Raw genomic sequence first — 11540 nt, forward strand, 5'->3', positions numbered from 1 at the left:
CGACACCAGCTTCACACACACCATCGCGTCAGGGTTGATCTGCTTGAGGTCATAAATGAGCTGCGCCAGATCCTCGATCGAATAAATATCGTGATGCGGCGGCGGGCTGATCAGCGTGACACCCGGGGTGGAGTGGCGCAGCTTGGCGATCAGCCCCGTCACCTTGAAGCCGGGCAATTGGCCGCCCTCGCCAGGCTTCGCACCCTGCGCGACCTTGATCTCGATCTCACGGCAATTGTTCAGGTATTCAGCGGTGACACCAAACCGGCCCGAAGCGATCTGCTTGATGGCGGAATTGGCATTGTCGCCATTGGCCCGGGGTTTTGCCCGCGCCGGGTCCTCACCGCCCTCGCCACTGTCGCTGCGCGCGCCAATGCGGTTCATCGCGATGGAGAGCGTCTCATGCGCCTCGGGCGAGAGCGCGCCCAACGAAATGCCGGGCGCCAGCAGCCGCTTGCGGATTTCGGTGATGCTCTCCACCTCCTCCAGCGCGATGGGCCTGAGGCCCTCGGCGCGAAAATCCAGCAGGTCGCGCAGCGCAACCGGCGGGCCGCGGCGCACACCATCGGAATAGCGCTTGAACATCTGGTAGCTGTCGGTGGCCACGGCCTCCTGCAGCGTGTGGATCAGCGGGCCATCAAAGGCATGCGCCTCACCACGGCGGCGCAGCTTGTGCAGGCCACCCACCGGCAGCGCCACCGCATCAGCATCCCAAGCACGGCCATGCAACTCGACAATGCGCCTGGCAATGCCCGAGAGGCCAATGCCCGAAATGCGGGACGGCACGCCGGGGAAGAACTCATTGACCAGCGCGCGGGAGAGGCCAATCGCCTCGAAATTCATCCCGCCGCGATAAGAGGAGATGACCGAGATGCCCATCTTGGACATCACCTTCAGCAAGCCCTTATCCACCGCCTTCTTGTACTTCGCCACCGCCTCGGTCAGCGTCAGCGCGCCAAACAGGCCACGGCGATGGCGGTCGGCAATGCTCTCCTGCGCCATATAGGCGTTGACCGTGGTGGCACCCGCGCCGATCAGCACGGCGAAGCAATGCACATCGAGGCATTCCGCCACCCGGGCATTGAGGCTGGTGAAGGTACGAAGCGAGGTCTTGACGAGGTGGGTATGCACCCCGCCCACGGCCAAAATCATCGGAATGGCCGCGCGCTCGGCCCCCTGGTTTTCATCGGTCAAAATCACATGGACAGAGCCGGAGCGCACCCCTTCCTCCGCCTCGCGGCGAATGCGCTCAATGGCGCGGCGCAAACCCTGCTCGCCCTCGGCGACGGGGAAAGTGCAATCCACCTCGCAGGCGCTGGCACCCATATAGCCGCGCATGGCATTGAACTGCGCGGTGCTCAGCACCGGGCTGTCCAGCATCAGCATGTCGCATTGCTCGGGGTTCTCGTCGAGAATATTGCCCAGATTGCCCAGGCGGGTGCGCAGCGTCATCACCCGCGTCTCACGCAGGCTGTCGATGGGCGGGTTGGTCACCTGACTGAACATCTGCCGGAAGTAATGGTGCAGGCCACGGTAATGCTGGCTCAGCACGGCAATTGGCGTGTCATCGCCCATGCTGCCCACCGCCTCGGCGCTATCCTCCACCATGGGGTGGAGAATGGTCTCCAGCTCCTCCATCGTGGTGCCGATGGCGAGTTGCCGCCGCCGCAGCCCCTCGCCGGAATACAGCGTGGGCTCCGCCTGATCGTGCCGGACAATCTCATCAATGCGCGTGGTGCGCTCAACCCATTTGCCAAAAGGCTTGCGCGAGGACAGTTCATCCTTCAGCGCGGCATCGAGATACATCTTCCCGGTGTCCAGATTGACGCCGATGCATTGGCCGGGGCCGACGCGCCCCTTGGCGGTAATATCCTGCTCGGCCAGCTTCACCATGCCGGTTTCGCTGCCCACAATCAGCAGCCCATCGGTGGTGACGGAATAGCGCATCGGGCGCAGCCCATTGCGATCCATGCCGCCGATCACCCAGGTGCCATCGGTGGCGCAGAGCGCTGCCGGCCCGTCCCAGGGCTCCATCACCGCATTGCAATAGAGGAAGAGGTCGTGATGCGCCGGCGACATGGTGGCGTTGTTGCCCAGCGATTCCGGCATCAGCATCGCCTTGGCCATCGCCGCATCACGCCCGCCGCGCACCAAAAGCTCGAACACATTGTCGAGGCAGGCGGTGTCGGAATTGCCGGCCTGAATGACCGGCTTCACATCGGCCATATAAGCGTCGAGCGATGGGTGGGAGAGCCGGGTCTCATGGCTCTTCATCCAGTTCACATTGCCGTGCAGCGTGTTGATCTCGCCATTATGCGCGATCATCCGGAAGGGCTGCGCCAGGCGCCAGGTGGGGAAGGTGTTGGTCGAATAGCGCTGGTGATAAATCGCAAAGCGCGAGACGAAGCGCGCATCCGTCAGGTCCGGATAGAACTCCGACAGATCCTCAGCCAGGAACATGCCCTTATAGATGAGCGAGCGGCAGGAGAGCGAGCAGAGATACAGCTCAGGAATCTGCGCCGCGATGGCCTGCTTCTCGATCCGCCGGCGGATGACGTAAAGATCGCGCTCATAGGTCGCGTCACCGCGCCCCTCGGGGTCCCAGATCAGAATCTGCTCGATCTCGGGCCGCGTCGCATTGGCCTTTTCGCCGATCACCGAGGCGTTGATCGGCACCTGGCGCCAGCCATAAATCGCGTAGCCCGCGGCAAGAATTTCCGTCTCGCAAATCTGCCGGCAACGCTCCTGCGCGCCAAAATCGGTCTTGGGCAGAAAGACCATGCCCACCGCGATGCGGCCGGGCTTGAGCTTGTCGCCGCCATTGCGCACCGCCTCGGCGAAGAAATCCTGCGGGATTTCAACATGGATGCCCGCGCCATCGCCCGTCTTGCCATCGGCATCGACGGCACCGCGGTGCCAGACGGCCTTGAGCGCATCAATACCGGCCTGAACCACCTGGCGCGACGCCCGGCCATTGAGAGCGGCGACGAGGCCCACGCCGCAGGCATCATGCTCGGTCGTATCAATATGCGCATCGGCCAGGGTGGCGAGGTTGGTGGTGTAGTTGGCGGCGAATTCGGCGCCGGATTCATGGGTCATGGCAACCTCTGCGGGCTAGAATTGGGGGATGGGGCGGCACCGGGGATCGGAATGGCGACGATGCGACGGCCGTTTTCGTCCTGTATCATGCCGAAAGTCTCGCGCTGAGCCCGCGGGGCATTGGCCCGCGCCCTGGCATCCAGCGCTTCGAGTTCGCGCCGGTAACGCAGGAGAACCTGATCGAAGGCAGCCTCCCCCATGGCCCGGGTCGCCCGGGCGGCCTCGGCCCGGACCGGCGCGACCCGGGCCGCCAAGGGGCTGGCCTCGTAGTCGCGCTCAGTGATCAATTGGTCGAGCGTCAAGTGTTCCGCCCAATTCAGTGCCAGAAGCTCCAGCGCCTGCGGCCACGCAGCCGCGATATCGGGCAGGATGATCTCGTTCATGATCTCTTCCTGCCGCTCCCAGGAGAGCGTGCGATCAAGGGCTTGATGCATCGACACCGCCGCCAGGAGCACCCTACCCTCGTAGATGGGCCAGACATATTTGCGCTCGACGAGCGAAAGGGCTGCCGACAGCGCTTCCGGCGTCGGCACGAGGCGTCCACGAATGCGCTCCCGCGCCCAGCTGGACTCGGCGAGGGGTTGGATCTGGCGCGCCAGCAATTCCTCGCGCCGCGCCGCGGAGATTGTTTTGACACGCGGGTAGAGCCAGCCATTCTGGACGTCCCGGTCGGCCACCCAATCGGCCTGGTCGGCGGCCCGGGCGGCGGGGCGCTGGACATGGTCGCGCTCCGCCCACAAATCCTCGGCCGAAAGCCGGTCCGCCCATAGACGGATGATGTCAGGCAGCCGCTTGCGCCGTTCCGCCCGAAAGGCGCCGACGAACCGCCCGGTGACCAGGGGCAGCGCGGCGGAGGCGGGGATGCGCGGCCAGCGGTCGCCCATGACCGACATCATGTTGTAGGCGAGTTGCACATCGTCGGGGTCGGCCAGCGCGTCGATCGCCGCGACCAGGGCCTCGGCGGCCCGCATCCGATCCGCCTCCGTGGAATACGCCCGCGCGACGCCGGCGGCGTGCAGGCCCAGGCCCAGCGCCAGCCGTCGCGCGACGACAGGCATCACTCCGCCGCCAGGGCCATCGCGGCCTTGTGTTGAATATAAAGATGCATCTGCTCCGCCGCATCGCGCCCGTCGCGAATACCCCAGACCACCAGCGAGGCGCCACGCACAATGTCGCCGCCGGCAAAGACGCCCTCCATCGCCGTCATCATCGTCTTGTGGTCCACCTTCAGCGTGCCCCAGCGGGAGACGGCCAACGCCTCCTCACCAAAGGCGCGGGGCAGGTCCTCGGGGTCAAAGCCCAGCGCCTTGATGGCGAGATCCGCCTTCTGGATGAAGCTGGAACCGGCAATGGGCTCCACCTGCTGCCGCCCCGTGGCGTCGGGCAGGCCCAGATGCATGCGCGTGGCGCGAACCCCGGCCACCTTGCCCGCCCCTTCAAAACTCTCAGGCGCGCTGAGCCAGACGAAGCGCACGCCCTCCTCTTCGGCATTATTCACCTCGCGCATGGAGCCGGGCATATTCGCCCGGTCACGCCGATAGAGGCAGGCCACCGAGGCAGCACCCTGGCGCACCGCGGTGCGCACGCAATCCATCGCGGTATCGCCACCGCCGATCACCACGACATGCTTGCCCCGCGCATTGAGGCTGCCATCCTCAAAGGCCGGCACCCTGTCGCCCAGATTGTCGCGGTTCGACGCGGTGAGGTAATCAAGCGCGGCCACAACGCCGGGCAACTCCGAGCCGGGAATGGCGATATCACGCGCCTTATACACCCCGGTTGCGATGAACACGGCATCATGCTTCTCGCGCAGATGCGCGAGCGTGATGTCCCGGCCGATCTCCATATTGAGATGGAACTGGATGCCGCCGGCCTCATACTGCTTCCAGCGGCGAAGCACGACGTCCTTCTCCAGCTTGAAATTGGGGATGCCATAGATCATCAGCCCGCCCACGCGGTCATAGCGATCATAGACATGCACCTGATAGCCGCGCACCCGCAGCCGCTCGGCCGCGGCAAGCCCGGCGGGGCCGGCGCCGATAATGGCCACGCTCTGCGCCAACTCCACCCGCGGCGTGGGCGGCTTCACCCAGCCATTCTCAAAAGCGGTCTCGACAATATGCTTCTCCACCGAGCCGATGGTGACGCTGTCAAACCCCTTCTCGATGACGCAATTGCCCTCGCAGAGCCGATCCTGCGGGCAAACCCGGCCGCAGATTTCGGGAAAGGTGTTGGTGGCGGAGGCCACTTCATAAGCCTCCTCCATCCGACCTTCAGCGGTCAGCTTCAGCCAATCGGGGATATTGTTGTTGAGTGGGCAATGCACCTGGCAGAAGGGCACGCCGCATTGGCTGCAGCGGCTGGCCTGTTCGGCGGCGCGGGCGGGCTCGAAACGGGAATAGATCTCGTTGAAATCCGTCCGACGGGCGGCGGCCTCGCGCTTATCGGGCGTTTGTTGCGCGAGACGAACAAACTGCAGCATTTTTTCGGCCATGGCGTGCATTCCCAAGGAGGGGGGGCGTGATGAAGGGCCCTTAACAGGAAGTTTTGCAGACGAAAAGAGCCATTTCACCACATAGGACATATTAGCTGCCCTAATTGATCCCCTGCCCCGCCCCAAAATTCCAGCCACCCTCGGCTGCAGGTATTATAAGTCCGATTTGGACCTACTCCCTCCGCCCGCCCCCCGCCTTGAAGCGCGTCAGATAGGCCGGCACCACGGCCTCAATGGGCCGGGCGGTAATCCCCAGCGCCGCCAAGCCCAGAGCCCCCGCCGCCACCACATTGTCCTTTTGCAAAAGCAACAATTGATCCTGGGTGAAGGGCTTGCCAGGAAGCCGCTCAGCCAGCGCCGCCTGCAGCCGCGCCAGGCCCATCGGCACCTCGAATAATGGGCGCTTGCGGCCGGTCACCTCCAGGATGTAGCGCAAAATATCACGAAAACTCAGCGCCTGCGGGCCACCGAGTTCAAAAACCTTGCCCGCCACGTCATCACGCGTGGCAGCCGCCAGCACCGCCTCGGCCACATCGCCCACCCAGACAGGCTGAAACCGCGTATCGCCGCACAGCACCGGCATAACCGGCAGCAGCCGCGCCATCCCGGCGAACATATTGAAGAATTTGTCCTCGGCGCCAAAAATAATACTCGGCCGCAGCACCGTCGCATGGGGGAAGGCAGCGAAGACCGCGGCCTCACCCTCGCCCTTGCTCCGGGCATAGAGGCTGGCGCTGCCAGGGTCGGCGCCAATAGCGGAAACATGCACCAGCCGCTCAGCCCCCGCCGAATGCGCCAGCCGCGCCACCCGCCCTGCCCCCTCGGCCTGGATGGCGTGGAAGCCACCGGGGCGCTTCTCGGCGAGAATACCCACCAGATTGATCACCAGCGAGGCGCCCTCCACCGCACGGGCGGCGGCCACCTCATCCGTCACATCGGCGCGCAGCGCCACAATCTGGCCCACCCGGCCGGAGGTCTGCACCACCCGCGCCCCCGCCGGGTCATGCGTGGCGATGCGGATCTGCCAATCCTGCCGCGCCAGGCGTTGCACCACATAGCGGCCGATAAAACCGGCACCGCCGAAGACAGTTGCGATTTTTTGCACGCGAAAACCCCCGGAACATTCAGCCCCGCCTGCATATGGCCATACCGCATCGCAGCCAAGTCCAAGTTCTGCCGGCAGGTGGGTTGACGCCACTCCACCATACCCCTAATCAGCCTCTCTACCCACCGTGCCCAGGTGGCGGAATTGGTAGACGCACTGGCTTCAGGTGCCAGCGATCGCAAGGTTGTGAAGGTTCGAGTCCTTTCCTGGGCATTTCTCCCGCCCGCTTGCCATTCCACCCTGCGCCGCCTAGCAGGCCTGAATGAGCACCATCTTCCAAAACGGCGTTACCATCCATCTCCATCGGCATGATCTGCCGGCCGGGCTTGCGCTTGGGCCCGTCATCGCCGTCGATACCGAAACCATGGGGCTGGACCCGCGGCGGGACAGGCTTTGCCTGGTACAACTCTCCGATGGCTCGGGCGTGACCCACCTGGTGCAGTTCATCCCCACCAGCCTGGGCGGGCGCGGCTTCGATGCCCCCAACCTCTCCGCCCTGCTGACCGACGCCACGACCGTCAAATTATTCCACTTCGCCCGGTTTGACGTGGCGGCGCTGCACAATGCGCTGGGCATCGATGTGGCACCGGTCAAATGCACCAAAATCGCCGCCAAGCTGGTGCGCACCTTCACCGATCGTCATGGCCTGAAGGATCTCTGCAAGGAACTCCTCGGCGTGGAGATCAGCAAGCAGCAGCAAACCTCAGACTGGGGCGCGGCCGAACTCAGCCCCGAGCAACAGGCCTATGCTGCCTCGGATGTGCTGCATCTGCATGCGCTCTGGGCCCGGCTGGAGGCGCTTCTCAAGCGCGAAGGGCGCCTGGAACTGGCCGAGGCCTGCTTCCGCTTCCTCCCTGCCCGCGGCCGGCTGGACCTGATGGGCTATGACGAGCCTGATATTTTTCATCACTAGAGCCGCTTCACCACAAGTGGAGATGTTGAATCGGCTATAGCAGGCTGCTGAAGGATAATTATGGCGAAGAAAAAAAGCGAAAAGGCTTTGCCCTCTTGCACTCCCTCACCAGGGTCGACATGCATGTCGATAATTTTCCAGAAATTTTGATATATTTTATAGGAGAATTTGTTCTTAAAGCCTAATTTCAGAGAATTTATAATTTTTAATAGATTATTCTTCCCTCAAACAATCCCGCCTGAACAAATGATAATCTAAAACCACGAAATTCATCGAAGGTGGAGGAAACTCAGTTTCCTCCTGGGGTGCTCGAGGGGGAAAGCCCCTCGATCTTGTTATTGTACGTCATTCGTTTTAAGCAACCCAATAATCTTTATTTTACCGCTTTTCCCGAGCCACCGGGCGCAGTCGCAAGGCTAGACAAAGCTATAAGCCAGACGGGTATCAGCCCCGCCGCGCCATTGCCGCATCCAGCGTGTTTTCCAGCAGGCAGGCGATGGTCATTGGCCCCACACCGCCCGGCACGGGGGTAATTGCCCCGGCCACCGCAGCCACCTCGTCAAACGCCACATCGCCCACCAGCCGGCCATCGGCCAGGCGGTTGATGCCCACGTCAATGATGGTGGCGCCAGGCTTTACCCAATCGGCGCGCACCATCTCCGCCCGCCCCACGGCGGCCACCACGATATCGGCGCGGGAGCATTCAGCGGCCAAATCCCGGGTGCGGGAATGGGCGATGGTGACGGTGCAATCCGCCCCCAGCAGCAATTGCGCCATTGGCCGGCCGACAATCTGGCTGCGGCCGAGCACCACCGCGCGCGCACCGCGCAACTCAGTGCCAGCCAACAAATGCATCACGCCACGCGGCGTGCAGGGCACAAGCCCCGGCTGGCCCGAGGCCAGCCTGCCGGCATTGATGGGATGGAAGCCATCCACATCCTTCTCCGGCGCTACGGCATTGATCGCGGCTTGGGCGTCGATATGGTCGGGCAGCGGCAATTGCACCAGAATGCCATCCACCGCGGCATCAGCGTTCAGGGCGGCAATCTGCGCCAGGAGTTGGGCCTGGGTCGTGGCTTCGGGCAGGTGGATGGTGCGGGAGGCAAAGCCCGCCTCCTTCGCCGCGCGGTCCTTGTTGCGGACATAAACGCCGCTCGCCGGGTCCTCACCCACCCGCACGACCACCAGGCCCGGCGCATAGCCCGCCGCCGCCACCCTTGCCGCAAGCCCCGCGCGCAACTGCGCGGCAACAGCCTTGCCGTCAATGATGCGCGCCGCCATCAGAAGTAAACACCGCCCAAAATCATATAGTTCTGGATCGCTGCCACCAGCAGCATGCAGGCCTGCACCAGCAGCAGCACCACCATGGGCGAGATATCGATGCCGCCGAAATTGGGCAGGCGCTCGCGCACAGGGCGTATCGCCGGCTCGGTCACCCGGGCAAAGAAATCCGCCAGGGTCCAGACCATGCGGTTGCGGGTATCGAGCACATTGAAGCCGATCAGCATCGACATGATGGCGGCGATGATCACCGCCCAGAAAAACAATTGAAGCCCGGCCTGCACCAGGAAGAAAAGAGCATCGAGGATCATGTGATGAGCGGTGTCCGTGGCTGTGAGAGCGGCAGGTGGAAACTAGGGTCGCATGGCCATAACGACAAGCGGCGCCTTGGCTTGACTTGCACGCCGGGCAAGGGCAAACAGCGCTACCTCGGGCGACTATCCCGGGTGGTGCGAGGCGGGGCTGTAGCTCAGTTGGTAGAGCGCGTCGTTCGCAATGACGAGGTCAGGGGTTCGATTCCCCTCAGCTCCACCATTTACCCAAGTTAGACCCTTGAAATACATAAATTGTTTGGATGGCCGCAGGGTTTGGACCCAACTTCTATCCAAACGGCTGCAGATTGCTGCTACCTCCCGAATATAATATTCCGACTGCTGAACCGCGTGTGTCCGGCGATGCGGGCGTGGTTAGGCCCCTGCGAGTGCGAGTGCGAGTGCGAGTGCGAGTGCAAAGAGGTGCTCACCATCGCCATGTCAACCTCGCGGTGGGCAAGCGCTGGCAACTGTTCCTGGGGTTCCCGCGCGAAAGGCTGCTCTATCCTCAGGATGGCGACCCTCATCATGTGACCATCCACGCCACCTGGAACATCAAACCCGACGTGGCGGTCCCCTCCTTGATCCGAGCGATCCAGCAGCAGCAGGAATTGATCGCCGCTCTGACTGCCCGCTTGGCAACCCTCGGATCTGCGACAAGCGCGGCAGACCGCAATTCCTGGTCCTGCGATTGAGCCGGTGCTGGGGTGGGGGGGGGGGCGCGACTGCGGCCGAAGCAGATGGTGCGGCGCGGATGCTGATGGCTCTTCAGGAGAGTGAGTGTCGGTGGCTCGCCCTGATGATCGAGGCGATCAAGGAACTGAGCGCGGGGGTGGATGTCTTGGAGCAGGGGCGGGCCGCAGCTTGACGCCAACAATCACCTCCGCCTCGGCGCCCGCACCGCGCGAAGTGTGGCAGACGGCAATTCAGCGAATGCGGCGCGATATTGCCGCGCGAAAAGCCCGAAATGGCTAAAGCCGCTATCAAGTGCCGCGCTTGTGACGGAATGGCTGCCATCGATCTCGAGCAGCAGCATACGAGCATGGGCCAGGCGGCGGGCGGTGATGTATTGCGTGATGGTCCGGCCCTCGATCACACGGAAGAGGTCCTGCAACAGACGGATGCTGCATCCTGCCGCATCGGCGATAGTGGCGATACGGATCTCCTCAGCCAAATAGGCCTCGATAAAATCGATTGCGCGCCCAAAATAGCGCCACGCACCCGGCGCTGGGCCATCACTCATTCCGCCGGCCAGAGCCTGGGCCAGCAATAGAAGCAGTTTATCGCCGGCCTCTCGCCGATAACGCGCCTCATTCAGCAGCATGTGTTCCTTCGTACGAAGTAATTCATGAAAATTTAGAATGTTCCGCTGATAGGCGGAGAAATCATATCGTCCGGGGTCTGTCTCGATGGCACGGATCGCTCTTGCGGGATTCTCTGGTAGGAATGCGACGATGGCACCTGCCAGCGTCTCATCACTGCAGGACAGGGAGATGCCCTGGTAGCCTGGGCTGACCCGCAGCAAAGCATGCTCACAGAATTGCGGCACGACTGCACCGATAGTGGTGTGTTGGGTTCGGTTGCGGCGGGTGATTTCCGCATTGCCGCGCAACGTTGTGGCGAAGAAGGCTCTGCCTGCCGTTGCGCTGAAGCTGTATCCCTCCGATTCCTGTGTCACAATTCTAACTTCACCACAGTTGATGAGGGTCAAGCTTGCCCTCCAACCATTCTCGGCGGCGATGGGGGAAAAGCCGCGCAGATGCGGCCGGAAGCTTAGCGCGGCGTTGAAGAAATGCTCAGGATCAGTCGTGTCGACGACCTTGAAGCTCTCAAGCGTTCCGGTGATTGCTGACATGCCGCTTCATTCCTCTCTTGCGAGGTATGAAGTTTTTTTATCGAATTTTCAATGTTTTGGTGTGGAAACTGGGCATATGTTGCTGGAGCAACTGAAGAGCACAATTCAGCAGTAGCAGGAATTGAGCGCCGCTCTGACAGCCCGCTTGGGGGAGATGCGACCAAGGCCGGCCCGCTAGAGGCGGAGTTGCGCCTGGTGCGCGGGGCCGAGAATAGCAGCCAGGCGCGTGACTGTCCCCGCAGCCTCTCTGTCATGCGGGCATGGCAGGCGGAGGCGCTGCGCCGCGCCGTGGGGATGAACCGGGATGGCGTTGGCCGGGCGGCCAGGCATTTTCTCGAGCGCGAGTTACGTTGGATGGAGCCCTATGCGCGAGGTATCCCGGGTGCTGACATCCTGCTGGCTGAACTGATCCTGGTGCAGCGCCGGGTCGGCGAAGAATGGGATGAGAGGACCCGCAAGGAGGTTTATGCGGCCTCCCACAA

Annotated in this window: 10 protein-coding genes and 2 tRNA genes; 5 read left to right on the top strand and 7 right to left on the bottom strand. The window is 63.0% G+C overall.

Going from position 1 to position 11540, the window contains the following annotated elements:
• The 4 genes from gltB to ABWP84_RS16405 all read right to left on the bottom strand — a co-directional run.
• On the bottom strand, nt 1–3099 hold a 3099-nt coding region (gene gltB, locus ABWP84_RS16390; RefSeq protein WP_353213108.1), incomplete at its 3' end, for a glutamate synthase large subunit.
• On the bottom strand, nt 3096–4157 hold the full coding sequence (locus tag ABWP84_RS16395) for a hypothetical protein (RefSeq protein ID WP_353213109.1): 1062 nt from the start codon (nt 4155–4157) through the stop codon (nt 3096–3098). The genes gltB and ABWP84_RS16395, both read right to left, overlap by 4 nt.
• Entirely contained in the window at nt 4157–5593 is a 1437-nt protein-coding gene (locus tag ABWP84_RS16400; RefSeq protein ID WP_353213110.1) for an NAD(P)-dependent oxidoreductase, read from the bottom strand. The genes ABWP84_RS16395 and ABWP84_RS16400 overlap by 1 nt, the downstream gene beginning before the upstream one ends.
• Nucleotides 5594–5765: 172 nt before the next feature.
• The gene (locus tag ABWP84_RS16405; RefSeq protein ID WP_353213111.1) at nt 5766–6698 is read right to left on the bottom strand and encodes a complex I NDUFA9 subunit family protein; all 933 of its coding nucleotides are present in this window, start codon (nt 6696–6698) and stop codon (nt 5766–5768) included.
• Nucleotides 6699–6827: 129 nt separating this feature from the next.
• Between ABWP84_RS16405 and ABWP84_RS16410 the strand changes: the two genes are divergently transcribed.
• Nucleotides 6828–6911 (top strand) — tRNA-Leu (locus ABWP84_RS16410).
• A 49-nt stretch (nt 6912–6960) separates the two neighbouring features.
• Complete coding sequence (locus ABWP84_RS16415; protein WP_353213112.1) at nt 6961–7611, top strand: ribonuclease H-like domain-containing protein; 651 nt, start codon at nt 6961–6963, stop codon at nt 7609–7611.
• Nucleotides 7612–8055: 444 nt separating this feature from the next.
• Here the strand turns inward: ABWP84_RS16415 and folD are convergent, their stop codons facing one another.
• Together folD and ABWP84_RS16425 are read right to left on the bottom strand one after the other, a co-directional pair.
• The gene (folD, locus tag ABWP84_RS16420; protein WP_353213113.1) at nt 8056–8892 is read right to left on the bottom strand and encodes a bifunctional methylenetetrahydrofolate dehydrogenase/methenyltetrahydrofolate cyclohydrolase FolD; all 837 of its coding nucleotides are present in this window, start codon (nt 8890–8892) and stop codon (nt 8056–8058) included.
• The gene (locus ABWP84_RS16425; protein ID WP_353213114.1) at nt 8892–9203 is read right to left on the bottom strand and encodes a YggT family protein; all 312 of its coding nucleotides are present in this window, start codon (nt 9201–9203) and stop codon (nt 8892–8894) included. Before ABWP84_RS16425 ends, folD begins: the two co-directional genes overlap by 1 nt.
• A gap of 147 nt (nt 9204–9350) precedes the next feature.
• On the opposite strand from ABWP84_RS16425, the gene ABWP84_RS16430 reads away from it, so the two are divergent.
• Both ABWP84_RS16430 and ABWP84_RS16435 read left to right on the top strand, forming a co-directional pair.
• Nucleotides 9351–9426, top strand: a tRNA-Ala gene (locus ABWP84_RS16430).
• Nucleotides 9427–9655: 229 nt separating this feature from the next.
• Nucleotides 9656–9898 (top strand): hypothetical protein, encoded by a 243-nt coding sequence (locus ABWP84_RS16435; protein ID WP_353213115.1) that lies wholly within the window; start codon nt 9656–9658, stop codon nt 9896–9898.
• 182 nt (nt 9899–10080) lie between these two features.
• Here ABWP84_RS16435 and ABWP84_RS16440 read toward each other — a convergent pair whose 3' ends face one another.
• Complete coding sequence (locus tag ABWP84_RS16440; protein WP_353213116.1) at nt 10081–11058, bottom strand: AraC family transcriptional regulator; 978 nt, start codon at nt 11056–11058, stop codon at nt 10081–10083.
• A gap of 186 nt (nt 11059–11244) precedes the next feature.
• On the opposite strand from ABWP84_RS16440, the gene ABWP84_RS16445 reads away from it, so the two are divergent.
• A partial coding sequence (locus ABWP84_RS16445) for a hypothetical protein (protein ID WP_353213117.1) occupies nt 11245–11540 on the top strand: 296 nt, incomplete at its 3' end.

The organism is Rhodovarius sp. (genome assembly GCF_040399605.1).
GTDB classification, from domain to species: domain Bacteria; phylum Pseudomonadota; class Alphaproteobacteria; order Acetobacterales; family Acetobacteraceae; genus Rhodovarius; species Rhodovarius crocodyli_A.

Excerpts from the sequence above, each read along its gene's own strand:
- ABWP84_RS16395 (WP_353213109.1), bottom strand. The coding sequence starts at position 4,157 with ATGCCTGTCGTCGCGCGACGGCTGGCGCTGGGCCTGGGCCTGCACGCC.
- ABWP84_RS16440 (WP_353213116.1), bottom strand. The coding sequence starts at position 11,058 with ATGTCAGCAATCACCGGAACGCTTGAGAGCTTCAAGGTCGTCGACACG.
- ABWP84_RS16425 (WP_353213114.1), bottom strand. The coding sequence starts at position 9,203 with ATGATCCTCGATGCTCTTTTCTTCCTGGTGCAGGCCGGGCTTCAATTG.
- folD (WP_353213113.1), bottom strand. The coding sequence starts at position 8,892 with ATGGCGGCGCGCATCATTGACGGCAAGGCTGTTGCCGCGCAGTTGCGC.
- ABWP84_RS16400 (WP_353213110.1), bottom strand. The coding sequence starts at position 5,593 with ATGGCCGAAAAAATGCTGCAGTTTGTTCGTCTCGCGCAACAAACGCCC.
- ABWP84_RS16415 (WP_353213112.1), top strand. The coding sequence starts at position 6,961 with ATGAGCACCATCTTCCAAAACGGCGTTACCATCCATCTCCATCGGCAT.